Origin of the sequence: Rhodococcus sp. IEGM 1302, from assembly GCF_030056935.1 — a bacterium.
GTDB classification, from domain to species: Bacteria; Actinomycetota; Actinomycetes; order Mycobacteriales; family Mycobacteriaceae; genus Rhodococcus_F; species Rhodococcus_F qingshengii.
The window spans coordinates 107703-134398 of sequence record NZ_JASHKY010000009.1 but is presented as its reverse complement, the minus strand read 5'-3'; the positions used below and the strand labels follow the sequence as shown (position 1 = coordinate 134398).

At 62.1% G+C, this 26696-nt stretch carries 30 protein-coding genes; 16 read left to right on the top strand and 14 right to left on the bottom strand.

The genetic code is table 11. The features are described from left to right. The first annotated feature begins 69 nt into the window (after positions 1-69). Complete coding sequence (locus QM609_RS15810) at positions 70-1032, top strand: sigma-70 family RNA polymerase sigma factor (RefSeq protein WP_030535346.1); 963 nt, start codon at positions 70-72, stop codon at positions 1030-1032. Here the strand turns inward: QM609_RS15810 and QM609_RS15805 are convergent. Further along, positions 1008-2729 (bottom strand): FUSC family protein, encoded by a 1722-nt coding sequence (locus tag QM609_RS15805; RefSeq protein WP_050654833.1) that lies wholly within the window; start codon positions 2727-2729, stop codon positions 1008-1010. The two genes, QM609_RS15810 and QM609_RS15805, sit on opposite strands and share 25 nt — an antisense overlap. 187 nt (positions 2730-2916) lie before the next feature. Between QM609_RS15805 and QM609_RS15800 the strand changes: the two genes are divergently transcribed. Then, positions 2917-4095 carry an acyl-CoA dehydrogenase family protein gene (locus QM609_RS15800; RefSeq protein ID WP_047271188.1) on the top strand — a complete coding sequence of 393 codons (1179 nt, stop codon included), beginning with the start codon at positions 2917-2919 and terminating at the stop codon, positions 4093-4095. 4 nt (positions 4096-4099) lie between these two features. On the opposite strand, the gene QM609_RS15795 is transcribed toward QM609_RS15800, so the two are convergent. Then, the gene (locus QM609_RS15795) at positions 4100-4726 is read right to left on the bottom strand and encodes a TetR/AcrR family transcriptional regulator (protein WP_030535343.1); all 627 of its coding nucleotides are present in this window, start codon (positions 4724-4726) and stop codon (positions 4100-4102) included. Then, positions 4723-5379, bottom strand: a complete 657-nt coding sequence (locus QM609_RS15790) for a TetR/AcrR family transcriptional regulator (RefSeq protein ID WP_007733534.1) — start codon at positions 5377-5379, stop codon at positions 4723-4725. Before QM609_RS15790 ends, QM609_RS15795 begins: the two co-directional genes overlap by 4 nt. A gap of 183 nt (positions 5380-5562) precedes the next feature. Between QM609_RS15790 and QM609_RS15785 the strand changes: the two genes are divergently transcribed. The 7 genes from QM609_RS15785 to fadD11 are packed head-to-tail and all read left to right on the top strand — an operon-like array spanning position 5563 to position 13856. Then, positions 5563-7119, top strand: coding sequence for a flavin-containing monooxygenase (locus QM609_RS15785; RefSeq protein ID WP_283337308.1), 1557 nt, complete (start codon positions 5563-5565; stop codon positions 7117-7119). After that, complete coding sequence (locus tag QM609_RS15780) at positions 7119-8051, top strand: metal-dependent hydrolase (RefSeq protein ID WP_003940129.1); 933 nt, start codon at positions 7119-7121, stop codon at positions 8049-8051. The genes QM609_RS15785 and QM609_RS15780 overlap by 1 nt, the downstream gene beginning before the upstream one ends. Continuing rightward, a complete protein-coding gene (locus tag QM609_RS15775; protein WP_050654733.1) occupies positions 8048-9139 on the top strand; it encodes a PDR/VanB family oxidoreductase in 1092 nt (363 codons plus the stop codon). Before QM609_RS15780 ends, QM609_RS15775 begins: the two co-directional genes overlap by 4 nt. Further along, a complete protein-coding gene (locus tag QM609_RS15770; protein ID WP_050654734.1) occupies positions 9136-9636 on the top strand; it encodes an SRPBCC family protein in 501 nt (166 codons plus the stop codon). Before QM609_RS15775 ends, QM609_RS15770 begins: the two co-directional genes overlap by 4 nt. Beyond that, on the top strand, positions 9633-11090 hold the full coding sequence (locus QM609_RS15765; protein WP_050654735.1) for an aldehyde dehydrogenase family protein: 1458 nt from the start codon (positions 9633-9635) through the stop codon (positions 11088-11090). The genes QM609_RS15770 and QM609_RS15765 overlap by 4 nt, the downstream gene beginning before the upstream one ends. Before the next feature lie 4 nt (positions 11091-11094). Then, positions 11095-12057 (top strand): SDR family oxidoreductase, encoded by a 963-nt coding sequence (locus QM609_RS15760; RefSeq protein ID WP_050654736.1) that lies wholly within the window; start codon positions 11095-11097, stop codon positions 12055-12057. Continuing rightward, positions 12054-13856 carry a fatty acid--CoA ligase FadD11 gene (fadD11, locus tag QM609_RS15755; protein ID WP_050654737.1) on the top strand — a complete coding sequence of 601 codons (1803 nt, stop codon included), beginning with the start codon at positions 12054-12056 and terminating at the stop codon, positions 13854-13856. Before QM609_RS15760 ends, fadD11 begins: the two co-directional genes overlap by 4 nt. Here the strand turns inward: fadD11 and QM609_RS15750 are convergent. The 5 genes from QM609_RS15750 to QM609_RS15730 form a co-directional block, all read right to left on the bottom strand. Continuing rightward, complete coding sequence (locus tag QM609_RS15750; protein WP_283337307.1) at positions 13832-14917, bottom strand: sulfate/molybdate ABC transporter ATP-binding protein; 1086 nt, start codon at positions 14915-14917, stop codon at positions 13832-13834. The two genes, fadD11 and QM609_RS15750, sit on opposite strands and share 25 nt — an antisense overlap. Next, entirely contained in the window at positions 14914-15723 is an 810-nt protein-coding gene (locus tag QM609_RS15745; RefSeq protein ID WP_020970514.1) for an ABC transporter permease, read from the bottom strand. The genes QM609_RS15750 and QM609_RS15745 overlap by 4 nt, the downstream gene beginning before the upstream one ends. Next, positions 15720-16529 (bottom strand): molybdate ABC transporter substrate-binding protein, encoded by an 810-nt coding sequence (modA, locus tag QM609_RS15740; protein ID WP_003940357.1) that lies wholly within the window; start codon positions 16527-16529, stop codon positions 15720-15722. The genes QM609_RS15745 and modA overlap by 4 nt, the downstream gene beginning before the upstream one ends. A 25-nt stretch (positions 16530-16554) precedes the next feature. Next, positions 16555-16950 carry a TOBE domain-containing protein gene (locus QM609_RS15735; protein WP_003940157.1) on the bottom strand — a complete coding sequence of 132 codons (396 nt, stop codon included), beginning with the start codon at positions 16948-16950 and terminating at the stop codon, positions 16555-16557. Between the two features lie 125 nt (positions 16951-17075). Next, positions 17076-17654, bottom strand: coding sequence for a carboxymuconolactone decarboxylase family protein (locus QM609_RS15730; protein WP_003940090.1), 579 nt, complete (start codon positions 17652-17654; stop codon positions 17076-17078). Between the two features lie 135 nt (positions 17655-17789). Between QM609_RS15730 and QM609_RS15725 the strand changes: the two genes are divergently transcribed. Together QM609_RS15725 and QM609_RS15720 are read left to right on the top strand one after the other, a co-directional pair. After that, positions 17790-18980 (top strand): pyridoxal phosphate-dependent aminotransferase, encoded by a 1191-nt coding sequence (locus QM609_RS15725; protein WP_047270969.1) that lies wholly within the window; start codon positions 17790-17792, stop codon positions 18978-18980. After that, positions 18977-19987, top strand: a complete 1011-nt coding sequence (locus QM609_RS15720; RefSeq protein ID WP_003940556.1) for an AraC family transcriptional regulator — start codon at positions 18977-18979, stop codon at positions 19985-19987. The genes QM609_RS15725 and QM609_RS15720 overlap by 4 nt, the downstream gene beginning before the upstream one ends. On the opposite strand, the gene QM609_RS15715 is transcribed toward QM609_RS15720, so the two are convergent. Continuing rightward, entirely contained in the window at positions 19984-20409 is a 426-nt protein-coding gene (locus tag QM609_RS15715; protein ID WP_003940409.1) for a VOC family protein, read from the bottom strand. The genes QM609_RS15720 and QM609_RS15715 overlap by 4 nt on opposite strands. Before the next feature lie 57 nt (positions 20410-20466). Further along, entirely contained in the window at positions 20467-20907 is a 441-nt protein-coding gene (locus tag QM609_RS15710; protein ID WP_020970517.1) for an Lrp/AsnC family transcriptional regulator, read from the bottom strand. A gap of 79 nt (positions 20908-20986) precedes the next feature. On the opposite strand from QM609_RS15710, the gene QM609_RS15705 reads away from it, so the two are divergent. The 3 genes from QM609_RS15705 (at position 20987) to nicT (ending at position 23332) form a co-directional block, all read left to right on the top strand. Next, positions 20987-21724 carry an AzlC family ABC transporter permease gene (locus QM609_RS15705; RefSeq protein WP_003940360.1) on the top strand — a complete coding sequence of 246 codons (738 nt, stop codon included), beginning with the start codon at positions 20987-20989 and terminating at the stop codon, positions 21722-21724. After that, complete coding sequence (locus tag QM609_RS15700) at positions 21717-22046, top strand: branched-chain amino acid transporter permease (protein WP_003940007.1); 330 nt, start codon at positions 21717-21719, stop codon at positions 22044-22046. Before QM609_RS15705 ends, QM609_RS15700 begins: the two co-directional genes overlap by 8 nt. Positions 22047-22186: 140 nt before the next feature. Further along, positions 22187-23332 (top strand): Nickel transporter NicT, encoded by a 1146-nt coding sequence (gene nicT, locus QM609_RS15695; protein WP_082238952.1) that lies wholly within the window; start codon positions 22187-22189, stop codon positions 23330-23332. A gap of 22 nt (positions 23333-23354) precedes the next feature. Here the strand turns inward: nicT and QM609_RS15690 are convergent, their stop codons facing one another. Next, positions 23355-23723 (bottom strand): hypothetical protein, encoded by a 369-nt coding sequence (locus QM609_RS15690; protein WP_050654738.1) that lies wholly within the window; start codon positions 23721-23723, stop codon positions 23355-23357. A 136-nt stretch (positions 23724-23859) separates the two neighbouring features. Here QM609_RS15690 and QM609_RS15685 point away from each other — a divergent pair, with 136 nt between their 5' ends. Then, positions 23860-24234 carry a hypothetical protein gene (locus QM609_RS15685; protein WP_050654739.1) on the top strand — a complete coding sequence of 125 codons (375 nt, stop codon included), beginning with the start codon at positions 23860-23862 and terminating at the stop codon, positions 24232-24234. A 53-nt stretch (positions 24235-24287) separates the two neighbouring features. Here QM609_RS15685 and QM609_RS15680 read toward each other — a convergent pair whose 3' ends face one another. Both QM609_RS15680 and QM609_RS15675 read right to left on the bottom strand, forming a co-directional pair. Next, positions 24288-24752 carry a hypothetical protein gene (locus QM609_RS15680; RefSeq protein ID WP_042921731.1) on the bottom strand — a complete coding sequence of 155 codons (465 nt, stop codon included), beginning with the start codon at positions 24750-24752 and terminating at the stop codon, positions 24288-24290. 83 nt (positions 24753-24835) lie between these two features. Next, on the bottom strand, positions 24836-25627 hold the full coding sequence (locus tag QM609_RS15675; RefSeq protein WP_050654740.1) for a MerR family transcriptional regulator: 792 nt from the start codon (positions 25625-25627) through the stop codon (positions 24836-24838). A 248-nt stretch (positions 25628-25875) separates the two neighbouring features. Between QM609_RS15675 and QM609_RS15670 the strand changes: the two genes are divergently transcribed. Next, complete coding sequence (locus QM609_RS15670) at positions 25876-26103, top strand: hypothetical protein (protein WP_020970523.1); 228 nt, start codon at positions 25876-25878, stop codon at positions 26101-26103. A gap of 94 nt (positions 26104-26197) precedes the next feature. Here the strand turns inward: QM609_RS15670 and QM609_RS15665 are convergent, their stop codons facing one another. After that, positions 26198-26614, bottom strand: a complete 417-nt coding sequence (locus tag QM609_RS15665; RefSeq protein ID WP_007733561.1) for a DUF7144 family membrane protein — start codon at positions 26612-26614, stop codon at positions 26198-26200. Positions 26615-26696: the final 82 nt, after the last annotated feature.

The window sequence follows — 26696 nt, the reverse complement described above, 5'->3', positions numbered from 1 at the left end:
GCACCCACTACCTGGGTCAACGGTTACATTCATGCCGGATTTAATGTGTGAGGTCCGTATCATGAGGGCATGCTTTCGCCGACGACTGCGCAGGACTTCGAGCAACACCGTGGCCACCTGACGTCGGTGGCCTACCGTCTCACCGGAAGTTTCAGCGACGCTCAGGATGCGGTGCAGGAGGCATGGATACGCTTGCAAGTCGCACAATCGAGACAAGGAAGCGACCTCGAGATCCGCGAGCTGCGCGGATGGCTCACCACTGTTGTCGGTCGGATCTGCCTCGATCATCTCAAATCGGCCGCGGTCAGACGAGAAAGCTATGTCGGACAGTGGCTTCCGGAGCCGATCGTCACGCCCGTCGACGCCACCTCGGGCACACCCTCAGCGACACCCGATCCGCTGGAGTACGTCGTGACGCAGGAACAGAATCGTTTTGCTGCCCTCGTCGTCCTGGACACCCTTACTCCCGCTCAACGCGTTGCCTTCGTCCTGCATGACGGCTTCGACGTGCCCTTCGCCGAGGTTGCGCGCATCCTCGACATCGAAGTAGCCACTGCCCGTCAGTTGGCCTCGCGGGCCCGTAAAGCCGCAGCGTCGGCGCCGGTCCCGGTCAGTAGCGAGGAGCATGCTGCTGCCGTCGAGCGATTGGTGACGGCTATCGCGAGTGGAGATCTGAACGCCGTGATAGGTGCACTCGATCCCGATGCCGTCCTGATCGGTGACGCAGGCGGAACTACCCGCACGGCTGTCAACATTGTGCGCGGCAGCGATCGTGTCGCGCGGTTCTATCTGGGATTGGCCCGCAAGTACGGACCGGCAGCGGTGTTCTCGATGTCACCGGTTCTCGTCAACGGACAGCTCGGCGGTGTATTCGCCGGCTCACCGGGGGACGACCAGTACCCGCAGTTCGCCGCTCGCGTTGCCGGCTTCACTGTCCGCGACGGAGTTGTGTGCGCAGCCTACGACATTGCGAATCCAGCCAAGTTCAGCGCTGTGCCGATGCTCGATCACACCGAACCCGAACGCAAGTAGCGAGACTCCCATTCCTCGAGGTGTGATCTGGACACCTGCGTGCCGAACCACAGTCGGTGCAGTACATCCGATCCCAGATGATGCAATTCGGTGTGCGTCCTCCACTGCTGCGACGCCCACTCGGGTTCGTTGTGGGCGGCGTCGATCCCGGCCATCGCGCTACCTCGCAGTTCGAAGTCCAGGTCCCGACGAAGCTCCGAAAGCTCCGACCAATTCGCCTGTGGTGCATAGTGCCTCGCGCGAATTTCGGTCAGCAGCTTGAACAGGACGCTACCCGCCCGTTCGTCGACCCAGATCAGAGTGCGTCGATGCGCACCGCGCCCCACCGTCCACAGGACCACCAACGCCACGACGACGCCGATTGCCGTCTCGAGCATGCGGCTGAGGATCAGATGTCGGACGGTCCCGTGCGCACCACCGGCCGCGCCGAGGAGAATCGCGAGGGCGGTGATGAAGATGACGGCTATCCCGTAATTCCGCACCAGGAACAGCTCGATCCCCGCCATCAGGACGGCAAGTACCGCCACCAACCACAGACCGGTCGGACTCCAGGCGTAGATGGCACCCAACAGAATCAACCCGAGGACGGTTCCGCCGATGCGGTGGATTCCGCGATAGGTGCCCAGTATTCGATCCGGTCCTTGATGAAGGACCATCGCCGCGGCGATCACCGCCCAGTCCGGGCGATCGATGCCGAGCAGGACGGTGAGGGTTCCCGCCGCCATACAGGCAATGGACAGCCGAAGTGCCGTCACCGACGCTCGGCTGGACGGATTGCAGGCGCGGAGGAACCGATATCGGATCGTCGGGTCGGGCAGAGGCGGGTGGGCCCCGACCTCGTCGACGTCGAACGCGGGGTCCGCCATGAGCTCCGGATCGTGGTCGTCGGAGATCGCTCTGGCCATCGAGATCTGCGCTCGTTCGAGTTCACGGGTCAACGGGTGGTCTTTCCCGACGATTGCGCCGCGGTAAAGGCACTGCCACGCGTCATGCAGCCGAAGTGCTGCAGCGTGGCGTTTGTCTCGCGTGAGTTCGGGTGGGGCGTACCTCGCCTGAGCGTCCGTGTACTCCGCAACGGCCGAGACGGCTGCCTGTACAGCACTGCGTTCGACAGCTCTCGGTGCCCACAGGATTCCCGTCATCGAGACGACCACCGCGCTGATCCCACCGATTGCCGTCCACATCGCGACCTCGACCGGCGGCTGACCGGGAGTGGCGATCACGGAACTGATCTCGGTGGTGAGCAACAGAAAGAACGCGCCCGGTGGACCCAATCGAAGCGCGTCGACGGTGAAGGCGCAGGTCGACACCACGACGGCCATGATCAGCACGACAAAGACCAGCAGCACCGTCGGCGCTCCCTCAGCGATGGCTCGGTGGACGGGCTCACCCACCGATGCCCCGACGAAGGACAGGATCGTCAGCGCCGTCGCAGCGATACCGACTGCCTTCCACCTGCTCCGGTACGGACGACCCTCACCGTAGATCGATGCAAATGCACCGAGGCCGACCAGGAGCGAAGCAGACCCGAATCCGAGCAGTGTGGCGATGGCCGCCGGAATCGCCAGGGCTAGGGCGACGCGAACCGCTCCGGGGTACCTGTTTCCCACCGGCGGCAATCCGAACAGGACGCTGCGCGCCGGCCGCGGAGCCGGGAGGTTGGACTCGTGACCCGCTGATGTTTCTTCGGGGTCCACTGCCCATCCTTCGCGCCGGCCTGTTCGTGTCTGTGTCCTCCCATTCTTGCGGGCGGCCGACGTGGAATTCGAGGCGGGTCCGGAGGTCGATTCGACCACCCCTTTATTGACACTATGTCAACAGTGTGGATGATAGGTGGAGTCGGATCCGCTCGCGGGTCGCACTTCATCGATCGGGAGAATCACGATGACGCAAGGATCTACCGCAACCCGGACCGCAGAACGACGGTCCCCGTGGATGGACGACGAATTGGAGGCCGTGGCCGACCTGGCAAGGAACTTCTTCGCCAAACACGTCACACCGCATCAGAAACGCTTCGCGTCCCAAGGTTTTCCCGACAAATCCGCATATCGAGAACTCGGGGCGCTCGGGCTCGCCGGCATGTCGATCCCCACCGAGTACGGCGGCGGAGGAGGAACTTTCGCGCACGACGCCGTGCTGTTCCACGAGCAGGTCATGGCGGGTGATCATTCACTCCAACTCGGCGTGCACTCGGGAATCGTGCCGCACTACCTCAATGCCTACGCCGATCACGAGCACAAACTGCGCTGGCTACCGAAGCTGGTGAGTGGCGAGTGGGTGGGCGCAATCGCCATGACCGAGCCCGGCACCGGATCCGACTTGCAGAACATCACCACCCGAGCCGTCCGCGACGGTGACGACTATCTGATCAGCGGCGCAAAGACATTCATCTCGAACGGTCGCAATTGTGATCTGGTGATCATTGCCGCCAAGACCGATCCCAGCCTCGGAGCGCGTGGAGTGTCGCTCATCGTGGCCGAGGTCGATGACAACACACCGGGTTTCGAGCGCGGGCGAATACTCGAGAAGGTCGGACAGAAGGGCCAGGACACCACCGAGCTGTTCTTCGACCGCTTGCGGGTGCCTGCAACAAACCTGCTCGGGGACCGCGAAGGCACAGGGTTTGCCCAGCTGATGCAGCAGCTACTGCCCGAACGATTGATCTGCGGAGTTGCAGCCACTGCGGCAATGGAGCGTGCAGTCGCCCTCACCGTCGAGTACACCAAATCCCGAAACATGTTCGGGCAAAAGCTCTTCGATCTGCAGAACACGCGCTTCGAACTTGCCGAGTGCGCGTCCATCGCTCGTATCTCACGAACGTTCATCGACGACTGCATCGTCAAATACCTTGCCGGGCAGCTCGATGCGACTACCGCCGCGATGGCCAAGTACTGGCTCACCGATCAGCAGTGCGCCGTGATCGACCGCTGCGTGCAACTACACGGCGGGTACGGCTACATACTCGAATACCCCATCGCTCAGATGTATGCCGACGCTCGTATTCAGCGAATCTACGCCGGATCGAACGAAGTCATGAAGGACCTCGTGGCGAGATCACTCTGAGCAATCAGGAATCCGCCTCGCACGCCGGCAGAACGTCACGCACGATGGCGAGCAAACTGCGTACCAGCAGAAGGTGCACCTGTTCGCGGTCGAGCGCTCCCGTCACCAACCACTGCTTACTGGCGGCCTTCGCCAAGCCTCCGTACGCCACGATCATCGAATGAACAGCAGCCTCACTGCCTTCACTCGGTCGAATCTCGAGCGCATCCATCATGCGTCGCGCAGCAACGTCGTCAGCATCCTGCAGGATCCGATCCATCTCGGGATCACGGCGGAGGTCGTCGGACATGACTGTCGAGATCCACATGTCGCGATGACGCCAGGCGACGTCGAGCCACCGATCGATCACGGCGCCGATCCGCTTCTCCTGGCTCGCCGATCGCGGGATGCGGTCCACCGCCACTTCGGGAATGAAGACGAACCGCCGCACGACGTCGAGATACAACTCCCGCTTGGAGCCGAAGTAATGATTGAGCAGCGGACGTCCGACCCCAGCCGCCTTGGCCAACTCGGTCATCGAGACGTCGGCAAAAGACTTCTCCTCGAAAACCTTTGCCGCGCTGACAATGATCTGCTCACGCCGGTCTTCGGGACCGAGACGCCTTCCGCCTGTGGCCGACGCGGACGTCATTCTTTTCTCGCAGGCGTGCTGTTGACCGTCGCCTGCGCCTCGACCATGAGCGAAATGTGCTCCACCAAACGCTTTCGAGAGATCTTGGAGGACGGGGTGTGCGCCTGATAGATGAACGCGAGGGCACCGAACAGCCCCACCGAATTGAGTTCGGAGTTCGCGGAGTCGGTTGCCTCGCCGCCGTACATCAGCTCGAGCGACGCGGAAATCGGATTCGTGAACTCCGCCATCAATTCTCGCCCTCGATCCCACAGCGCAGGTTCCGCCTGGGATTCGACGAACATGATGCGTCCACGTCGAGGATCTTTGAATACGTAGTTGGTGAAGGCCTTCACCACGTGGCGGATCAGGGCCGACGGTTCGGAAGGCGCCGCCTCGAGAGCGTCCAGAATAGTGTCACGCGCACCGAGAACGACCTCGTCGAGCACGGCGACCAGCAGTTCGTCACGGTTGGCGAAGCTCTCGTAGAAGTACCGTTCGGTCAGCGCGGCCTCGCGGCAGGTCGCACGCATGGTCGCGGCGGCCGCTCCCTCGGTGCCCATGATCTGCAACCCGGCTTCGATCAGCTGTGTCCGGCGCGCGGCGCGGCGATCTTCCGGTTCCTGCCCACGCCACCTGCGCGGGCCGGTGCGCCGAGCCTCGGTATCCGTCATGTCCCCATGTTCTCACTGACCGGCAGCGCTCTCGACCTCAGGTTATCGCGGCGACCTCCGCAAGCGAACTGACATCGCCCGATGTCAATCAGTTGAATTCTGACATCAACCGCTGTTGACATCACTTGATGTCAGACTTACTCTTCGTTCAGTTGTTCACGCACCAATCAGGAGGCGTCACACATGGTCGACATCGACCCAACCTCGGGGCCATCGGCCGGTGACGAGGAAACTCGAACTCGCCGAACACGAGTCGTCGTCATCGGAGCCGGTTTCGGCGGCATCGGAACGGCTGTCCGCTTGAAGCAGTCCGGGATCGACGACTTCGTCGTTCTGGAACGTGCCGCGGAGCCCGGGGGGACCTGGCAGGTCAATACCTACCCCGGTGCACAGTGCGACATCCCGTCGATTCTGTACTCGTTCTCGTTTGCGCCAAATCCGAACTGGACGCGGCTGTATCCGCTACAGCCCGAGATCTACGACTATCTCCGGGATTGCGTCCATCGCTTCGGACTGGCCGGTCATTTCCACTGCAACCAGGACGTGACAGAAGCTTCGTGGGACGAGCAAGCCCAGATCTGGCGGGTACACACTGCGGAAACCGTGTGGGAGACACAGTTCCTGGTCGCGGCCACCGGCCCGTTCAATGCCCCCGCCACACCCGACCTTCCCGGGCTCGAATCGTTTCGTGGTCAGATGTTCCACACCGCGGACTGGAACCACGACCACGACCTTCGCGGTGAGCGGATAGCCGTGGTCGGCACCGGTGCCTCTGCGGTGCAGATCATCCCCAGACTGCAACCGCTCGCGGACACGTTGACCGTGTTCCAGCGGACACCGACGTGGATCCTGCCGCACCCGGATCAGCCGATGACCGGCTGGCCGAGCGCTCTCTTCGAGCGGGTGCCGCTCACCCAACGACTGGCACGCAAGGGACTCGACCTGCTCCAAGAAGCCCTGGTACCCGGATTCGTGTACAAGCCTTCACTGCTCAAAGGGCTGGCCGCACTCGGCCGAGCACACCTTCGCCGGCAGGTGCGGGACCCGGAGCTTCGCGCAAAGCTGCTCCCCCACTACGCATTCGGATGCAAGCGTCCGACGTTCTCGAACACCTACTATCCCGCGCTGGCGTCACCCAATGTGGAGGTGGTGACGGACGGAATCGTCGAGGTGCAGGAGCGCGGAGTCCTCACCGCGGACGGCGCCTTCCGGGAAGTCGACACCATAGTCATGGGAACCGGCTTTCGTATGGGAGACAACCCGTCGTTCGACATCATCCGGGGCAAGGACGGCCGCAGCCTCGCGCAGACGTGGAACGGCAGTGCCGAGGCCTTCCTCGGCACCACCATCAGCGGGTTTCCGAACTTCTTCATGATCCTCGGCCCCAATTCCGTGGTCTACACCTCGCAGGTCGTCACGATCGAAGCGCAGGTCGAGTACATCGTGAGCTGCATTCTTCAAATGGACGAGGGCGGCATCGGCAGTATCGACGTCCGGGCAGACGTGCAGAGAGAGTTCGTGCGCGCGACCGACCGCCGACTCGCCACCAGCGTGTGGAACGCCGGCGGGTGCAGTAGTTACTACCTCGTCGACGGCGGCCGCAATTACACCTTCTATCCCGGATTCAACCGATCCTTCCGCACCAGGACCAAACGAGCCGACCTCGCTCACTACGCGCAGGTACAACCCGTCTCGTCCGAATCACTCACCACTGCCCGAGAAACCGTGAGGAGCCGATAATGCTCGGCATCAACGCCTTCCGAGGCACACCCGTCGTCGCACCGTCCGGCGCGCGCCGCTACACCGACGAAGCACATGCGATCGCCGCCCGTGACGTCGAATTCGACTGGGACGGCGTACCACTGCATTACGTGCCGAACGAACCGATGGTCACCCACGTCATCAACTTCATGCATCTCGTGTTGCCCGAGGGAGAGCGGGCCATGTCCGCAACGCTCGCCGAAGCACTCCCGCTCATCGAGGACCCCCGCCTGCACGAAGAGGTGGTGGGATTCGTCGGCCAGGAAGCAACACACGCGTCGTCGCACAAAGGTGCACGCGAGCATCTTGCGGACCTCGGCATGGACATGAAACCGATGTCACGCCGGATGGACTGGCTCGTGGACAAGATATTGGGCGACAAAGGATTGACCGGAAAAGCCAAGCACGCCTGGCTCTGTGAACGTCTCGGCTTGTTTGCCGCGATGGAGCACTACACGGCGGTGGTCGGGGAATGGCTGCTCACCGATCCCGCCCTCGAAGATGCCGGCATGCACCCGACGATGCTCGACATGGTCAAGTGGCACGGCGCCGAGGAAGTCGAGCACCGCAACGTGGCCTTCGACGCCTACATGTACGTGGACGGTAGCTACGCCCGCCGCGTTCGCACGGCGCTGCTCGCCAGCTTCACGTTGTTCGTGTTGTTCATCGCCTCGATGAACTACCTCTTCCGGCAGGACCCGTCGAAGGCGAAGGGCCGCCTGTGGCCTCTGCAACTGATCAGCGCCACTCGCCGCGGCCTGGTCCCGAACATGAAATTCCTGATCACCGAGATTCCTCCGTATCTGCGGCCGAGCTTCCATCCGTCCCAGATCGGGGACATGGACGTAGCCATGCGCTACCTCGCTCGCTCACCTGCCGCCAATCGTTCTTCCGAAAAGAGTGAAGGATGAACAAGACGACTGCCGACCGTCCTCACGACGCACAAGACTTCACACCGACCCGGTCGTTGAGGATTGCCGCACAGGCGACGAGCGCATACCGTCGAATCTTTGCGTCAAGTCCTGCAGCGCAGATACTTTCGCGTCCCAACCCGGTCCGCTACAGCGGATTCGACATGACGCTGGACGTGAAGTCCGTCCGGTTCGAGTGCGCAGACGTCCTGAGTGTCACCTTGACCCCGAGGGAAGGAATCACCCTGCCGTCGTGGATTCCCGGCGCTCACCTAGACGTCATTCTCCCCTCGGGAAGGCAACGACAGTATTCGTTGTGCGGAGACCCCGACGACTTGACCTCGTATCGGATCGCCGTCCGGCGGATCGACGAAGGCGGGGGCGGCTCCCGCGAGATACACGAGTCGCTGAAACCCGGAATGGTTGTCGACGTACGAGGGCCGCGGAATGCATTTCCTTTTGTCACTGCTCCGTCGTACCTCTTTGTTGCGGGCGGAATCGGGATCACTCCGATACTTCCCATGGTGCAACGCTGTCACCGCCGCGGAGTCCCGTGGCGTTTGGATTATCTCGGACGAACTCGGGCAGCTATGCCATTCCTGAACGAGATCGAGGAGTATTCCAGCGGCCGGGTAACCATCCGACCGGACGACGAGTTGGGCCCGACGGATATCGAAACACTGGTCGCTGCTGCGGATCCCGGTGCCGCGGTGTACACGTGCGGACCGGCGCCGCTGATGAACACGGTGCGTGCGGCAACTTTCGCCGCCAACCCGACCGGATCGGTGCACAGCGAGAGGTTCTCCCCACTCCCGGTAGTCGACGGCAAGGAGTTCACGGTGCATCTGGCGCGCACCGGTCTCACCGTCGATGTGGGCGAGTCCGAAAGCGCCTTGGCTGCAATACGACGCGTACTTCCCGGAGTAGCGTATTCATGCCAACAGGGCTTCTGCGGTACATGCAAGGTCCGGGTGCTCTCCGGGACCGTCGAGCATCGAGACACCCTCCTCACCGAATCCGGACGTACTGGTTCGATGTTGACCTGTCGATCACGTTCCACCGGTGGGTCTTTGGTGGTGGACCTGTGAAGGGAAAATTCTCTCTTTCTGCGGCCGACGCAGCCTTCATCCGCTCCGCTCCGCTGGTGATCACTCACCGGATCGAATCCGAAGCGACATGTGAAAGCTTGTGGCAGACGTTGACCTCGGACGGAGCGCTCACGTCGTGGGCGCACGGGATCACCGGAGCCGACTGGACCTCGGACAGACCATTCGGCATCGGGACTACGCGAACCGTGCGAGCCGGCGCTTTTGCTGCACTGAACGAGCGATTCTTCCGCTGGGACGAGGGGCGCCGGATGTCGTTCTACGTGGAGTCGGCGTCACTTCCGGGGTTCAAACGCTTCGCTGAAGATCTGGTGTTGGAACCGACTTCGACTGGCAGTCGCCTCACCTGGACGTTCGCTGTGCAAGCGCAGCCGTGGTTCGCCCCCATTCTGACTCTGTCCCGACCGATCCTCCAACGAGTCACCCGCGGCTGGGCCGACGGCGCCGTCCACCACACACTTCAAGGAACTCCACGATGACGGCGACCGAGATCGACACGACCACACAGGCGTCCGACGACACGGTGACACAGGCGTCCGACGACACGGTGACACAGGCAGTGCGCGACGCCCGTACTGCTTCCGAATGGTGGGCAGAACTGACATTCGAGCAACGCGCTCGTCGACTGGATCGGTGGCGAGGAATCATCGCTCGTCGCGCATCCGAACTCGCCGACGTCGTGCACCGGGACATGGGCAAGCCGCACCCTGACGCGATGCTCGAAATCGCCATGGCACTCGAACATCTCGCGTGGGCGTCGAAGAATGCCCGAAAGGTATTGGGCAGGCGCAGCGTCCGCTCCAGTTTGTTGACGGTCAATCAGGCCTCCTCGGTGGAGTATCGACCTCTCGGGGTGGTCGGTGTGATCGGTCCGTGGAACTATCCGGTCTTCACCCCGCTCGGTTCGCTCTCGTTCTCCCTGGCTGCAGGCAACGCCGTGGTCTACAAGCCGAGTGAGTTCGCGCCGGCAGTCGGGCAATGGTTGGTTCTAGCGTTTGCCGAGGTCGTCCCTGAACATCCTGTGCTGCAAGTTGTCACAGGCGATGGTTCGGTCGGCGCGGCACTGTGCCTGGCCGGTGTCGACAAGATCGGGTTCACCGGATCGACCGCGACGGGCAAGAAAGTCATGGCAGCGTGCGCCGAGACCCTCACACCGGTGTTGATGGAATGTGGTGGTAAGGACGCGCTCATCCTTGATGCCGACGGAAATGTCGGTGCCGCCGCGGATGCTGCGGTGTGGGGAGCATTGTCCAACTCCGGTCAAACCTGTCTGGGCGTCGAGCGTGTGTACGTGCACGAACAGGTCTACGACGAGTTTGTAGACAAGACAATCACTTTGGCTGCCCGAGTTCATGCCGGTCCGGATGCCGAGGACAAGATCGGTCCGATCACCATGCCCTCTCAAGTCTCCGTCATCCGGCGCCACATCGACGACGCGGTGTCTCGAGGTGGACGTGTCGTTCTCGGAGGGCTCGGCTCGATCTCCGGCCAGTACGTGCAACCGACCATCATGGTCGACGTCCCCGAAGACAGCCTCGCCGTCACGGAGGAAACTTTCGGCCCGACGATGACGATCACCAAGGTCGCCTCGATGGACGAGGCGGTGGAGTTGGTCAATGCGTCGCCATATGCATTGGGAGCAAGCGTCTTCGGCAAGGATGGAGTGGCTGTTGCCGATCGGCTCCGATCCGGAGGAGCGTCGGTGAACTCTTACGTGATGTATGCCGCGGTTCCCAACCTGCCACTGGGTGGGGTCGGAGCATCTGGTTTCGGACGCGTTCACGGCCCAGATGGTCTGAAGGAGTTCACCTATGCCCGGTCGATGACCAGGCAACGATTCCGTTCGCCCCTACCACTGACGACGTTTCGACGGACCGCCCGAATCGACTGGCTGGTCAAGGTTCTCATCCGCGCACTACACGGAAGGCACTGAAGCAATGACGGGACGCTTGTCCGCAATTGCGGGAACAGTCCGCGATCTGGGCATTCCACTGCCCGGACGCCGACTCGACTACGACGTCGCCGGGAAGGTCGTACTGATCACCGGTGGAGGCGACGGTATCGGTGCAGCGCTGGCGCGCACTCTCCACCGGCGTGGGGCCACCGTGGCACTGGTCGACGTCAACGAGAGTTCATTGGCAACGGCCGAGCGCTCATTCGAGTCACAGCGAGTCGTGACGGTGACGGCCGATGTCCGAGATCGGGACGGCATGACCGCAGCCGTGCAAACGATCATCGAGCAGCTGGGCAGAATCGACGTCGTAGTGGCCAACGCCGGAATCACCCCTCCCCCGGCAACATTGCGCCAGATCGATCCCGACGCCTTCGATCGTGTGCTCGACGTCAATCTCACCGGCGTCTTCAACACCGTGCATAGGACCATCGACGAGGTGATCCGCAACAGTGGGCACATCGTCGTCGTGTCATCGGCGGCGTCGTTCGCCCCCGGTTTGGGCGGCGCTTCGTACATGATCAGCAAGGCTGGGGTCGAAGCGCTCGGCCGGGCGCTGCGTCTCGAGGTTGCCGGCTACGGCGCTACTGCCGGCATCGCGTACTTCGGGATGGTGGATACACAACTTGCACGCGCAACACTCGACGACGACGAGATCGGGCGCAAACTCGACGCTCGACTACCTGGTCCCCTCCGTCATCGAATCTCCCCGGACCGTGCCGCCACCGTGATCGCCGACGCGATCGCGCGCCGCGCCGCCCGGACCCTTGCCCCCGCTGCCTGGGAACCCTGGGCGTGGGGACGCGGATTCATCAATGTCCTTGCCGACGGTTACCTGGCAAAAGACAAACAGGCACACGACCTGATCCGCGAACTCGAAGACAGAACCACCGCTGCGGCCCCGACGAATGCATCAGCCCTGCCAAAGGCATCCAGGAGAACATCATGACTACGTTGTGTGCAGCCTTCCAGCGAGTGTCGGCGGTAGCGCCCGACGCGGTGGCTTTGCGAGACATCGGCGATGCGCGAACACTGACGTGGCGCGCGTACGGCGAACAGGTTCGCGAGGTTGCCGCGGGATTGGCCGGAATCGGCGTGGGACATGGCGATACGGTTGCATTGATGATGAGTAACCGCATCGAGTTCTACCCGATCGACGTCGGCGCCCAACACCTCGGCGCGACGTCCTTCTCCATCTACAACACGTCGGCACCCGAAGCCATCCACTACATCCTCGCCAATTCCGGTGCGCGAGTGCTCGTCTGCGAGGCCCAGTACGTGGATACCGTTCGCCAATCCGGTGCCACACTCGACACGATCGTGGTCGTCGACGCGCAACCGTCTGCCCAGCAGTCCGGCACCCTGACGCTGGAGCAGATGAAGTCCTCTGCTGCCGCCGATTTCGATTTCGAGAACACCTGGCGTGCGGTGAAACCGAACGACGTCGCCACGTTGATCTACACCTCCGGCACGACCGGCAACCCCAAGGGCGTCGAGACGACCCATGCGTGCCTGTTGTTCGAGACCAACGCCGTCAGCGCTGTACTCCCCGTCGAATTCGGTGACCGCATCACGTCGTACATGCCGTCGGCGCACATCGCCGATCGGCTCACCTGCCTGTACATGCAAATGGTGTTCGGCACCCAGATCACTGTCGTGCCGGATCCGAGCCAGGTAGCGGCTGCGCTTCCGCACTGTCGCCCCACGATCTGGGGCAGCGTCCCCCGTGTGTGGGAAAAGCTGAAGGTTGCAGTTGAATCGGCCGTCGCCAACGAACCGGACGACGCGCGGCGAGCGGCATTGCAGTGGGCACTCGACGTCGGTCGCACTCGGCTCGCACACTTGCGAGCCGGTGAAACAGTCCCCGCCGAACTGGAAGCGGACTACGTCCGAGCCGATGCAATGGTCCTCTCCGCTCTGCGTGCGAAACTCGGTTTTGCCGAACTGAAGTGGGCCATCTCTGGCGCCGCACCGATTCCGCCGGACACCTTGGCATTCTTTGCAGCCCTGGGAGTTCCGATCTCGGAGATCTGGGGAATGTCCGAGCTGACATGCATTGCGAGCACCGCGCCGGCCGAGCCGACCAAGTTGGGAACGGTCGGAAAGTTGCTCCCCGGTATGGAAATGCGCATCGAGGCCGACGGCGAGCTACTGGTTCGAGGACCGTTGGTCATGAAGGGGTACCGCGGCGAACCGGCAAAAACGGCCGAAGCGATCAGTGCAGACGGTTGGCTTTCGACCGGAGACATCGTCACGGCCGACGCAGACGGATACCTCACGGTGATCGATCGCAAGAAGGAGCTGATCATCAATGCGTCGGGAAAGAACATGTCCCCCGCTGCCATCGAGACCGCAGTGAAGACGTCGTCGTCGTTGATCGGTGAGGTCGTGGCGATCGGAGACGGCCGAAAGTTCAACACAGCGTTGATCACTCTCAGCGCCGACGCCGCGGTCGGAGCGGCACGCTCACTGGGACTTGCGGCCGAGGCCGCGGTACTCGCCAAGGACGCTCGGATCGTCGACATCGTTGCAACTGCTGTCGCCGAGGGAAACTCGCGTCTGTCGAGGGCCGAGCAGATCAAGCGGTTTCACGTACTCACCACGTTCTGGGAGCCAGGCGGCGACGAGCTGACACCGACGATGAAGCTCAGGCGCAAGCCGATAGCCGAGAAGTACGCGTCCGAAATTGCAGCCCTCTATGCGGATTCGGTCGTAGAGGACGTCTACGAGCCTGCGCCCTGCGCATAGATCAGCGTCTCGGTGGCCTTGACCACAAACGTAGCGGCCGATCCCGGAACCAGATCGAGCTCGGCCGCTGCGCTCGCCGTGATGTCGGCAGACAAGCCCGGCTGGCCGGCTTCGTCCTCGGCTCGGACTCGGACGACATCGCCTCGATTTTCGATCTCCGCGATCGTGACCGCAAACGCGTTTCGTGGGCTCCCGTGAGGCGGATCCAGGTAGACCGACACTGCTCGCGGCTCGAAGACTGCCACGGCGGCACTGCCGGCCGGTAGGTCGGTCTCCGTCTGGCCCGCGATATCCACCCCGACCGGACTTCTGAGCATTCCGTCTCCGGCCATCGTGCCGCTGCGCAAGTTGATCCCTGCGATGCGTGCTGCAAATGCACTACGCGGGCGAGTCAGAACTGTTCGTACGTCACCACGTTCGACGACCCGGCCGCCGTCCAGCACGACAACGGTGTCGGCAAGGGCCAGCGCATCCAGAGCGTCGTGCGTGACGAGCACGGCCGTGCGATCTCCTGTTCGGAGCACTCTACGCAGCAACGACCGCAATGCCGGGGCGGAGGCGACGTCGAGCGCAGACATCGGTTCGTCGAGCAGGAGTAGTTCGGGTTCAGCAGCCAATGCCCTCGCCACTGCGACTCGTTGCGCTTGACCGCCGGAGAGCTGTGACGGCTTGCGGTCAGCCAATTCGGCGGCGTCGACTGCGTCGAGCCAGTGGCGCGCGGAATCGGCGGAATCGCGACGCGACCGCCCTGCACTGCGCGGCGCGAACGCCACGTTCGCGGCCGCACTGAGGTGGGGAAAGAGAAGTGCCTCTTGCGCGAGTAGAGCAGTGCCGCGCCGATGCGGCGCCAACGCGACTCCCCTACCGGTATCGGTGAGAACGCGAGAATTCAGTTCGATCAACCCACGCCGCGGGTGATGTAGTCCGGCAACCGCCACCAGTACCGTCGACTTGCCTGCGCCGTTCGGTCCAAGGACAGCGGTCACCTCACCGGCCGCGACGTCGAACGTCGCAACGACATCGCGCTCCGGAATCTCGATGTCGACGTGGAGGCCACTCACAACGAACCCGCCGATCCGCGTCCACGCACCGCAACCACGATGACCACCGCGACTACGACCAACACCAGCGAAAGCGCTACCGCTGCATCCGGATCGGTCTCACGCTGGAGATAGATTTCCAACGGCAGGGTACGCGTGACCCCTTGCAGACTTCCCGCGAACGTCAGCGTTGCACCGAACTCCCCCAGTGCGCGAGCGAAAGCCAGCACTGCCCCTGACACCAGACCGGGAAGCACCAGCGGCAAAGTCACCCGGCGAAGCACGGTGGTCGGGCGGGCTCCGAGCGTCGAGGCTACGGCCTCGTATCGTGTGCCCGCAGTGCGTAGCGCACCTTCGAGGCTGACGACGAGGAACGGTAGCGCGACAAACGTCTGCGCCAGGACCACCGCGGTTGTCGAGAATGCTATCTGGATGCCGAGCACTTCCAACTGCTCACCGATCAACCCTTTGCGCCCGAACGTGTACAGCAACGCGATACCGCCCACCACTGGCGGCAGAACCAGCGGGAGCAGAATCAAGGATCGAAGAACGGACAGTCCCCGAAAATGACTGCGCGCCAACACCGCGGCCATCGGTACCCCGAACAGGATGCACAGCAGCGTGCTCATTGCCGCTGTCTTCAAACTCAGTTTCAACGCGGCAACCGACGATTCGGAAGTCACGAGTTCCCAGAACTGCGACCACTGCACGGTGGCCAGCATCGCCGCCAAGGGCGCGATGACAAACGCTCCGCCGATCAGCGCCGGAAGGTAAATCCATACCGGCAACCCGAGCGGAGCCCGGACCGCCGGTCTTAGGTGTGTCACGGGGCAGCGAATCCCGCGTCACTCAGAACTGCCAGGCCCTTGGGCCCCTTCACGAGATCGACGAATTTGGTTGCCGTTCCCGAATTCTTCGAATCCTTCAGCACCGCAATCTGGTACAGGTTGACCACCGTGGTGGCTTCCGGGAACGCGACGGTCTGAACCTTGTCACCAGCGGACTTCGCGTCGGTGACGTAAACGATGCCGGCATCGGCCTGCCCGGACGTCACCTTGTTGAGAACGTCGGTCACCGACGATTCTTCGCTGACGGGCGAGAGGGTCTCGCCTGTGGCCGTCTCGACCTTCTTCGTAGCCGCGCCACAAGGGACCTGCGGAGCGCAGATCACCAGTTGCGTCCCCTCCTTTGCCAGATCGGCGAACGACGCGATGCCCTTCGGATTGCCCGGCGGCACAACAATCGTCAAGGTGTTGCTCGCGAAGTCCGAGGGCGACCCCGCGACGACGCCGGCGTCGGTGGCCTTGGTCATGTTGGCGGCGTCAGCCGAGGCGAACACGTCAGCCGGTGCGCCCTGAGTGATCTGAGCGACGAGGTCCGAGGACCCGGCAAAGCTGAAAGTGACCGATGAACCGGGGTTCTCGGACTCGAATTCCTTGCCGAGTTCGGTGAAGCTGTTCTTGAGTGACGCCGCCGCGAAGACGGTGATACTTCCCGTGGCACTCTCACTCGAAGTGGTTGTGGTCGGAGCGGCCGACGACGTCTCCGACGAAGAATTGTCGGAGGAACTACAACCGGTCACCAGGGCAAGCGAAAAGGCACCTGCTGCAACAAGTCCGACTACACGCTTCACGAATTTCCTCCAGTATGTTCAAAAACTACGGCGTTTCCACGATGACCGTGGTGGCCTTCACGATTGCGACTCCGATACTCCCGACCTCGAGTCCGAGCTCCCGAACCGCGTCGGTACTCATCAACGAGACGACAGTGAAGGGCCCACACTGCATTTCGACCTGAGCCATCACCTTGTCGGTGACGACCTTGGTGACGAGGCCGGCGAACCGGTTGCGGGCCGAACTCGCACCCGTGAGCGGATCGGCCGGTGCGGGTCCGGCGTTGGACCGGGCGAAGCCCGCCAACTCGGCACCGTCGATGACCTTGCGGCCGGAGTCGTCCGTCGTCGCGGTGAGAAGCCCACCGTCGACCCACCGCCGGACGGTGTCGTCACTGACACCGAGCAGGCCGGCAGCTTCGCGGATTCGAATGTTGGGCACCAGGTGATCGTAGGTCGCAAGTGCGGACCTAACAAGCCGAAATGCCCCGCAGATGCGTGAACTAGTCAATCATGATCACGTATCTGCGGAGCATTGTCGATAGTTGCCGTAGACGAATCAGCGCATCATTCTTCTGCCCAGGGCACACGGCAGGAGTCGGTGCTGAACCCCTGCTCGGTAATCCCCAACGCCGAATACATCCGGGCGCGCATGTTTTCGAGCCCGATCTGATAGGTCAGTTCCACGACGCCCGCTCGCCCGAACCTGCGCTCGAGATCCGCGACCTGTTCGTCCGTCACCCCGTTCTCCCCATGGGGGTCACCGGTCATGGCGTCGGCGTAGGCGATCGCGGCCCGCTCGTCTTCGCTGTACTTCGATGAATCCCGGTAGTTCGCGATCTCTTTCAACTTGTCGATGTCCAAACCGTCCAAGCGCGAGAGCATCGTCCCGAAGTCGACACACCACGAGCAGCCGACAGTCCAGGCGACGCGATAGACGGCCAGTTCACGAATGTTCGACGGCAGCACCTTCGACGCCTTCTGCACGGCCATCTCGTGACGGGCAGCCGCGACGAACAATTTCCGATGGTTGGCCAGGACGGCAAAGGGCTCGGGGACTTCGTCGTACTGCCTGGCGGCGAATTTGTATGCCACTTTGATCAACGGACCGGCTTCTGACGGTGTCACTGCGGGAATGCGAGTCATGGCAAGCCTCCGTATGTTCTGGGGCACCGGATTCGATGCTCTCTACAGAGTTGGACGATGGCGGCGATTCAAACGTGACAAGCACCGCGTCCGAGCGGATGTGAGGATGCGGTGTCAGCCGACTAAGCTGCAAAGATGCCTTCGACGCCCCGCAACCGCACCGTCTCGCGTCTGCAGCCGTTCGCATCCACGATCTTCGCCGAGATGACAGCGTTGGCCACACTTCACGACGCGGTCAACCTCGGTCAGGGCTTTCCGGATACCGACGGCCCTGCTGCCATGCTCGAGGTAGCGCGCCGAGCCATCGCCGAGGGCGTCAATCAATACCCGCCCGGTCCGGGCATGCCCGTCTTGCGTCAGGCCATCGCGGAGGATCGGCGCATCCGCTACGGACTCGACAGTGATCCCGACTCCGAAGTTCTGGTCACCGTCGGCGCCACCGAGGCGATCAGTGCTGCGATTCTCGGACTGGTCGAACCCGGCGAAGAAGTAGTGCTGATCGAGCCGTACTACGACTCCTACGCTGCATCCGTCGCGTTGGCAGGCGCTGTACGTCGCACAGTTCCGTTGGTAACCGCGGGAGACGGATTTGCGGTCGATCTCGATGCATTGCGCGGCGCGATCACCGCCAAGACGAAGATGCTGATCGTCAACAGTCCTCACAACCCCACCGGCACCGTATTCACCGATCACGAACTTCGAGCGATCGCCGAACTCGCGTGCGAACGCGACCTGATCGTGTTGAGCGACGAGGTCTACGAGCACTTGGTCTTCGACGGCCTCACCCACACACCGATGGCGTCGCTCCCGGGCATGCGTGAGCGCACCGTCACGGTGTCCAGTGCCGCAAAGACTTTCAATGTCACCGGCTGGAAAACCGGCTGGGCGATCGGCCCCCGAGAACTCATCGACGGAGTCCGTGCCGCCAAGCAGTTCATGTCATTTGTTGCCGGTGCACCGTTCCAACCGGCCGTTGCTTACGCGCTCACCAACGAACAGCCGTGGGTCGTCGAACTTCGACAGAGCTTGCAAGGCAAACGCGACGTACTCGGTAAAGCTCTGACCGACGCCGGTTTCACGGTGCATTCCGGTGGCGGCACGTACTTCCTCCTTGCCGACATCAGACCGTTGGGCGAAACCGATGCGGGTGATTTCTGCCGCGCACTGCCCGAGCGAATCGGCGTCGCGGCCGTTCCGGTCGACGTGTTCGCGGACAACCGCGACGATTGGAAGCACCTGGTGCGCTTCGCCTTCTGCAAGCAGGACCACATTCTGTCCGAAGCTGCACGCCGTCTCCACCTGCTCCAAGGAGCAGCGCACCCATGACAGCGCGGACCATCCCGACCGCATTCGTCCACCGCTATCTCGCGTTCTCGCCGGACAACGACGTCGACTTGTCGGGTGCACTGCGCGCTGCCGGGATCGACCTCGAGACACTGTCCGACCCGCGCGCCCGGCTGACCCCGACTCAGGTCACCACGTTCATCCAATCCACCTGGCAGATCACCGACGACGAATTGTTCGGCCTCGGATCCGCCCCGGTCCCCCGTGGCACTTTCCGATTGATCTGCCTGACGTTGATCCATTGCCCTGATCTCGGATCGGCCTTCGCTCGAATGTCCGACGTGATCCGTGCGCTACCGGCTCTGGCCCCACTGTCGATCGAGAAGGGCGAGGAAAGCACTCGGGTGAGTTTCGCTGTCCGAGCTCGCGAAGGCGTCGCCGAACCTGATGTCGCAGAACGTGTCACAACCGATTTCGTCCTGATCTTGCTGCACCGATTTTCCGCATGGTTGATCGGAAAGCGCGTCCGACTTCGGGCGGTCGAATTTCCGTACTCGGCACCGGATGCACGGTTGGCGCAGGACTACGACTACATCTTCGGAGCGCCGGTCACCTTCGGCGCGAAGCGCGCGGCACTGGAGTTCGACAACTCGGCCATGCGTGCACCGATCATCCAAACCGAGGAGACGTTGGAGGAGTACCTCCGAGAATCTCCGATTCAGCTCATGTCCGAACGTGATTACGACAGCACTGCGTCGGCGCAGGTACGACGGGTCCTGGAGCTCGGGGTGAAGGGGCGAACCTCCACTGCCGAGGAGATCGCCGAGATGCTTTCGATCAGCGTTCCCCATCTGCGTCGACTGCTGCGGCGTGACGGAACATCACTGAATCAACTGCGCGAGGAAGTGCTCCGCGACGTAGCCATCGCTGGTTTGCGGCGCGGAGAATCCGTCGAAGTACTCTCGGCGCGATTGGGGTTCTCCGAGCCCAGCGCCTTCCGTCGGGCCTTCAAACGATGGACCGGCGACACTCCGAGTTCGTACCGCTAGCTGACGCAGAACTCGTTTCCTTCGGGATCGGTCATCGTGATCCACACGCTCGGCCCCTGCGCTCCTCGGTGCAGGATCGTCGCCCCCACCGTCTCGAGGTGCGCTGCGACATCCTCGCGCTTGTCGCCCACTCGTATGTCGAAATGGAGCCGGTTCTTCACCGTCTTCGATTCCGGAACCAGTTGGAACAGAACGCGGGGACGTTCGGGATGCTCCGGATCGCTGATGGCCGCACCTTCGCGCCAGACGAGGACTCCCTCGAATGTCGTGGTGTCGGATTCCTTGGCGTGACCAGCGGCGACGAGGCCCCTGATGAAGTCTTCGTCGCTGGGCTCCGCTGCCCACCCGAGTGCTGCGGCCCACCACTTCGCCTGTTCGTGCGGATGTGCCGAATCTACTGTGACTTGAAATTCGTATCCCATGTTCCGACGTTAACGCCGACCACCGACACCTAGTGAAGGTTCAGCCGAGCCCGGGAGTCAGTCGACGCTCTTGATGGTCTTCATGGTGATCAGCGATGTCACCCGCGAGACAGCCGGAAGCCCGCTGAGCTTGGTGACCATGAAGTTCTCGTACGTCGCGAGATCTTTCACCGCGACGCGAATGAAGTAGTCGGGAATTCCGAACAACCGCCGACATTCGATCACTTCGTCGAAGGCGGCGACCTGGGATTCGAAGTCCTCGATGGTGGCCTGGTCGTTGACTCCGATCTCGGCGGTGACGATCACCTGAAATCCTCGACCGAGCGCTTCCTGACTGACGATCGCCCGGTACCCGGTAATGATTCCGTCGGCTTCGAGCTTCTTCACCCGACGCAGGCAAGGTGAGGGTGTCAGACCCACCAGATCCGCCAACTCGGTGTTGGTCAAACTCGAGTCCTGGCGTAGGTGAAACAAAATTGCGTCATCCATGGCATCCATCGCACTATTATTGCGCACTGTTCAATATGTGGGCATTCTGAGCAATCGATCACCTCGATCTTTGTTATAGATTTGCGTCGTGATCGAACCAGCATCGTCGACGGCCGCACCCGCCGTCGAACTCCCACCGCGAACCCCGGCGTGGCGGCACGCCTTCCAGCTGTCGCTACCGGTTGGATTCGGCCTGCTCCCACTCGGGATCGCACTTGGCGTTCTTGTGGTCCAACAAGGGCTCAGCCCTTGGTGGGCAGTCGCTTTCACCTCGCTGATCTACGCCGGATCGCTGGAGTTTCTCGCGGTCGGAATGGTCGCGGCCATGACACCGCTGCCGTACGTCGCTCTGACCGCACTGCTGGTCAACTTTCGACATGTGTTCTACGCCTTGAGTTTTCCGCTGGAAAAGATTCGCAACCCCTTCGCCCGCTTCTACAGCATGTTCGCGCTGACCGACGAGGCCTATGCGATGTCGGTAACTGCCGATCCCAAGGCACTCACCGGACGCGTCATCGTCTACTCCCAGCTGTACCTGCACGGCTACTGGATCGGTGGCGCGATCCTGGGCGCGACGGCAGGACAGTGGATTCCGGACTCGATCGTCGGCCTCGACTTCGCCCTGACGGCGTTGTTCGTCGTCCTCTCGATCGAAGCGATTCGCGCACAAAACGGATTCGCGGTGCCGGTCGCCGCGGTCACCTGCGCTCTGGTCGCCCGGCTCGCAGCGCCGGACCACATGCTGCCAATTGCGATGGGCGCCTTCGTGCTCTTCCTGATCGGGCGCTTTGTCTACGACTCACGAAAGGCGAAGATCGATGCCTGACACCTCGTACATCTTTGCGGCGGTCGCAGTCATGGCCGTGGTCACCTTCGCGCTGCGCGCAATCCCCTTCGCCGCGCTCATGCCGCTGCGCTCCTCCGCCCTGGTCGGCTACCTCGGCATCTACATGCCGGCAGGCGTCATGTTGATCCTCGTGATGTATTCACTCAAAGGGGTGTCGATCACCGCCCCTTCTCACGGCCTACCCGAACTGATTGCAGTGTGCGCCACGATCGCCGCGCACCTCTGGCGAAAGAATGCCGTCCTGAGCATCGTCGTCGGAACGACGATCTACGTCGCGCTGGTCAATACCGTGTTCGCCTGAGCATTTCCCATCCGGGAGCAAAGCAGTTTTACCCCCGGATGGGTGATTTGTAACCTCCAGGCGCTTATCTGAACAGTTGAACACTTATACGATTTCAGTAGCGTGGCCGCCGGCCGCGACTGAAGGATCGGTGAGGTTCGATGTCCACGACAATGACCACGACGGGCACTCGAATCGCCGGTGCTTGGCACAGTCTGGATCGAGGCCAGCGTCGAAGCATCATCGGGATGACCGTCACCGTCGTAGCGCTCAACGTCGTCGGGTGGGCAGTTCTTCTCGGCCTGGTTGTCCCCGGCCACTACACGATCGAAGGCAGTGTCTTCGGCGTCGGACTCGGCGTAACGGCGTACACGCTCGGCATGCGCCATGCTTTCGACGCCGATCACATCGCCGCTATCGACAACACCACTCGGAAGTTGGTGGCGGACGGCAAGAAACCGATGTCCGTCGGGTTCTGGTTTTCGCTCGGACACTCGACCATCGTCTTCGTACTCGTCGCCCTCTTGGCTTTGGGTGTGCGGCAACTGGCCACCAGCCTTTCCGACGACAACTCCGATCTGGAGAAGTGGACCGGCTTGTTCGGCACCACCATTTCCGGCACGTTCCTGATTTTGATCGGAATCTTGAACCTTGTCTCTCTCATCGGGATTCATCGGGTGTACACGAAGTACAAGGCCGGAACCTTCGACGAGGAACAACTCGAGAAGGAACTCGACAGCCGTGGCGCCCTGAACAAGATTCTGGGCCCGGTGATGAAGATGGTTCGCAAGCCCTGGCACATGTACCCGGTCGGCCTACTGTTCGGATTGGGATTCGACACCGTCACCGAAGTCGGGCTGTTGGTGATCGCCGGCGGCGCGGCGGCGACAGGGCTCCCGTGGTATTCGATCCTCGTTCTGCCGATCCTCTTCTGCGCCGGGATGTCGCTTTTCGACTCGATCGACGGATCGTTCATGAACTTCGCCTACGGTTGGGCATTTGCTCAGCCGGTCCGAAAGATCTACTACAACATGGTGATCACCGGACTCTCGGTGGCAGTGGCACTGCTGATCGGGTCCCAGGAAATCATCTCGATTTTCACCGACAAACTCGACATTCACGACGGGTTTCTCGGCACCATCGGGAACTTGGATCTCGGCGCGATGGGCTTCATCATCGTCGGACTCTTTGTCGCCACCTGGCTGATTGCTCTACTCGTGTGGCGGTACGGCCGCATCGAAGAACGGTGGCAGGCTCAGTCCGGTGCAGCAGTAGCACGACGAGCGACACCAGACGAAGCGATGTGAATTCGACTCGGTCTACGCAGAATCATGGGCCACCCGAAAGCGAATAGCTGATGTACGTCTCGCCCCATTTCAGGTACGCGCTCGACGTCGCCTGGCCGCGGATCTGGTCGTTCTGCCACTGGTAGACAGCGCGCCACGGAAATACGGAACTCACTTGTTCCAAGGTGTACTGCTCACGATGGCCCTGCGCGAATCGCTGTTCGAGATCTTCACGAGTGCGCGGCGGGAAATTGCTGATCAGGTAGGTCGGGCCGAGAGACTCGATGCGCCCTGGCGGCGCAAAGACATCAGCGCTGCGATAAGTGAAGGCCAGATACAGGTAGGCCGCCACCACAATCGTTGCCAGCGCTACCGCGCCGGTCTTGAATGCACGTCGAAGCAGGGTCGGCATGGCTCACAGTACAATCCAATTCTCCTGTCGAGCACATTCAGTGCGTTTCCCACATTTATCGAAAGACGCATCCCGCGGAGTTGGCGAGATGCAATAGTGGAGTTCGAACGGGGTGAGCCCCGGCTAGGAGAAAACGGTGCGGATACGTCATGCGGTAGTGGGTGTGGCAATCACGGGACTTGTTCTTGCAGTGGCAGGCTGCGGTAGCGGCGACGGCGAAGCTGCCGAAGGACCAGGCATTGCCGTGGCGGCGGAAACCAAGCAAGTTCCCGACCGGGTGACCGTGCATCGACCTGGCCTCATCGACACCAGCATTTCCCCGTTCGACGTGCCTGCATGGCCAGGGCCGCACCCCTCCGAATTCCTCGAGCCCAACCCGCCGTCGGGTGAGAGCGGTGAGATCGCCGGCGACCAAGCTGCGGCAACGTACGCGGCCTCGCTCGACAACCCCGATGCACTATGGAATGTCGGTGGCACGGTGCAGTGGCTGGTTGTCGAGCCGATTCCCTGAAGGTCTTCCATCTAGGTCTCCGCTCTGACCGACTCCAGACGATCTTTGCGAGTTCAGTCCCGCGACAACGCTGCACAGAATTCACCGGGTTGATCGACATGCAACCGCAACCCACCGATCAGAGTGGAGCGAGATCCCTTCGACAGCCGTTTCGGGAGCGTGACCGAGAGCGGCCGATCGAAGTCTATGTCCACGACAGTGCCGTCGGGCCCCGGCAGAACCAAGCGATCGTCGACAATCACATTTGCTGTCTCACCGAACCTTCGGACCATGCTCGCCCGCGAAATCCGTGATCGGTCCACCTCGACTCGAATGCCCGTGCCGGAACGAAACACCACCGTTCGAGCCGAGACGAGATGCGGGTGCACGACGCGTCCGGCAAGCCAACCGCCAATCGCAATCAGCGACAACACCGTTGCAACGAGCAGCACGACGCGAAGCCACTGCCACGGCACCAGGAAGTGAATCGCCACGGCCTCGATCACACTCGCCGCAACAAATGCCACCGGTATCGACATTGTCCCCCTCGCGTAGCCGAAAGTCGCTGTATCACTGGAACCTCCGTCTCTCCGACCCGTCGAGAGCAACCACAGTGATCGGATCACGCCGTACCGCCTGACATGAGACGTGTTGCGACGCACGCGACCACTTCACGTTGCGCTGAATCAGGCACCAGATCCGCGATCCCAACCGAGAATCCCACGCCTGCGGAGTCTCCGTCTGCGTACACATCGCCGAGCACCCCGTCCAGTGATTCCTCCAGTTCGTCCGACAAGTACGCGATCTCGTCTGCAACCTCGGCTACCTCGCGCCCAGCCAGAGCGGCGAAACGACGGTACAGATCGACAATTCTCTTCCGGTCGCCCTCGTCGGACAGCAATCGCGCAGCCGTGGAGAACAGTTCGTGTGGCGCTGCTCCCGAGATCGCCACCAATTCCCACATGTCGCGTTCGCGCTCGAACAAGCGTCGCACCGAACCCGTGGGGGACGACGCGATCAACTCGTCGAACGCCGACAGCAGCTCCATCGGAAGCGGCGAGACCACCCTCCCAGCACCTCGCGCCGTGAGCATTTCCTGGAGGCGCACTCGCTGGTCTGCGAGGACGCGCTGCTTCCGGTCTATCTCCGCGATCAGGGAGGAAAGATCTTCGGCGAAGTCGTCCGGTTCTCGTGCATCGATCGGCGTCGGTTCGATCATCGCGGCAATGGATCCGAGTGGAACGCCGGCGGCGGTGAGCCAACGAATGCGCATCAGCCTGACCAGATCGGGAAGTTCGTAAGTTCTGTAACCGTTGGACAGTCGTCTCGGCTCGGCCAGCAACCCCAGTCGGTGATAGTGCCGAACGGTCCGCGGAGTGGTGCCTGCCGCACTGGCCACGTCGCTGATTCGCATACGAACAGCATTAACTATGACGCTACGTCATAGTCAAGGCCCGGCATGTCGGGCCTTGAGGCATAAGGTCCTGTTCTTCCTGTGTGGAGTTTCGCAGACGAATTTCGCGGGTATTGATCACTTGCGGCGGCGATTTCCAGAGCGAGGGGTCAGCCGCGCAAGGTCTGCCCCCGGCTGTCACTCGCCGGGCGGCGGGCCGCCAAAACCAGCGGGCCGCCAGAAACTATCTGTGCCAGGCGATGATTTCGATGCAAACGACACGACTCGACACCATCCTGATTCTGATCGTCGGGACGGCAATCGGACTGAGCGTCTGGCTGGCTACGCAGGAACCATTCGCGTCGATCGGACTCGGAATCGCAACGGTAGTGATCTGCTGGATCTCTTGCTCGATGATCCATGGCTTCCCACACCGATCGACGAAGGACATGCGTCCGCGCGAGAACCAGGATCGCGAGTCACCGAAACGGCGCTGACGCCGCGTAGGGATGAGGCCAACCGTGGAGGCCCGGACACAGCGAAGTGAGTGGTTCACCTACCGCAGGTGAACCACTCACTTCGGTCAGAGGATCACACCTCGTCAGGTCGCCAGGTCGCGACGGCCCAGATCACAGCGACGTCGAGGGCGATGATCACGATCGACCACAGCGGGTAGTACGGCATCCACAGGAAATTCGCCACGATCGAAAGTGCCGCGATGACGAATGCCATCCCGCGGGCCCACGCCATGCCGACGAACAATCCCAGCGACACCGCGATGCCGATGATTCCGAGCACGATGTGGATCCAACCCCATGTCGTGACATCGAATTCGAAGGTGTAATTGACTCCGACGATCAGCAGATCGTTGTCCGCGAGAGCCGCGATGCCCTGCAGCAACGCGACGATTCCCGCGACGAAGAGCAGGCATGCTGCCGCCACCGTGGTCCCGATGGCAAAGCCTTGTCGGACAGGGTGGTTCGCATGAGATTGGTGCGGAGCAGTCATGACATCCCCTTCTTCGGCGAAATAGCGTGAGAACAGTATTCAAACGTTCACGCCGCCGGACATCACCCAGCAAGGATGAACA

Coding starts and splice junctions, on each gene's coding strand:
- QM609_RS15810 (WP_030535346.1), top strand. CDS start 70: ATGCTTTCGCCGACGACTGCGCAGGACTTCGAGCAACACCGTGGCCAC.
- QM609_RS15800 (WP_047271188.1), top strand. CDS start 2,917: ATGACGCAAGGATCTACCGCAACCCGGACCGCAGAACGACGGTCCCCG.
- QM609_RS15795 (WP_030535343.1), bottom strand. CDS start 4,726: ATGACGTCCGCGTCGGCCACAGGCGGAAGGCGTCTCGGTCCCGAAGAC.
- QM609_RS15790 (WP_007733534.1), bottom strand. CDS start 5,379: ATGACGGATACCGAGGCTCGGCGCACCGGCCCGCGCAGGTGGCGTGGG.
- QM609_RS15785 (WP_283337308.1), top strand. CDS start 5,563: ATGGTCGACATCGACCCAACCTCGGGGCCATCGGCCGGTGACGAGGAA.
- QM609_RS15780 (WP_003940129.1), top strand. CDS start 7,119: ATGCTCGGCATCAACGCCTTCCGAGGCACACCCGTCGTCGCACCGTCC.
- QM609_RS15775 (WP_050654733.1), top strand. CDS start 8,048: ATGAACAAGACGACTGCCGACCGTCCTCACGACGCACAAGACTTCACA.
- QM609_RS15765 (WP_050654735.1), top strand. CDS start 9,633: ATGACGGCGACCGAGATCGACACGACCACACAGGCGTCCGACGACACG.
- QM609_RS15760 (WP_050654736.1), top strand. CDS start 11,095: ATGACGGGACGCTTGTCCGCAATTGCGGGAACAGTCCGCGATCTGGGC.
- fadD11 (WP_050654737.1), top strand. CDS start 12,054: ATGACTACGTTGTGTGCAGCCTTCCAGCGAGTGTCGGCGGTAGCGCCC.
- QM609_RS15730 (WP_003940090.1), bottom strand. CDS start 17,654: ATGACTCGCATTCCCGCAGTGACACCGTCAGAAGCCGGTCCGTTGATC.
- QM609_RS15725 (WP_047270969.1), top strand. CDS start 17,790: ATGCCTTCGACGCCCCGCAACCGCACCGTCTCGCGTCTGCAGCCGTTC.
- QM609_RS15720 (WP_003940556.1), top strand. CDS start 18,977: ATGACAGCGCGGACCATCCCGACCGCATTCGTCCACCGCTATCTCGCG.
- QM609_RS15715 (WP_003940409.1), bottom strand. CDS start 20,409: ATGGGATACGAATTTCAAGTCACAGTAGATTCGGCACATCCGCACGAA.
- QM609_RS15710 (WP_020970517.1), bottom strand. CDS start 20,907: ATGGATGCCATGGATGACGCAATTTTGTTTCACCTACGCCAGGACTCG.
- QM609_RS15700 (WP_003940007.1), top strand. CDS start 21,717: ATGCCTGACACCTCGTACATCTTTGCGGCGGTCGCAGTCATGGCCGTG.
- nicT (WP_082238952.1), top strand. CDS start 22,187: ATGTCCACGACAATGACCACGACGGGCACTCGAATCGCCGGTGCTTGG.
- QM609_RS15690 (WP_050654738.1), bottom strand. CDS start 23,723: ATGCCGACCCTGCTTCGACGTGCATTCAAGACCGGCGCGGTAGCGCTG.
- QM609_RS15680 (WP_042921731.1), bottom strand. CDS start 24,752: ATGTCGATACCGGTGGCATTTGTTGCGGCGAGTGTGATCGAGGCCGTG.
- QM609_RS15675 (WP_050654740.1), bottom strand. CDS start 25,627: ATGCGAATCAGCGACGTGGCCAGTGCGGCAGGCACCACTCCGCGGACC.
- QM609_RS15670 (WP_020970523.1), top strand. CDS start 25,876: ATGCAAACGACACGACTCGACACCATCCTGATTCTGATCGTCGGGACG.
- QM609_RS15665 (WP_007733561.1), bottom strand. CDS start 26,614: ATGACTGCTCCGCACCAATCTCATGCGAACCACCCTGTCCGACAAGGC.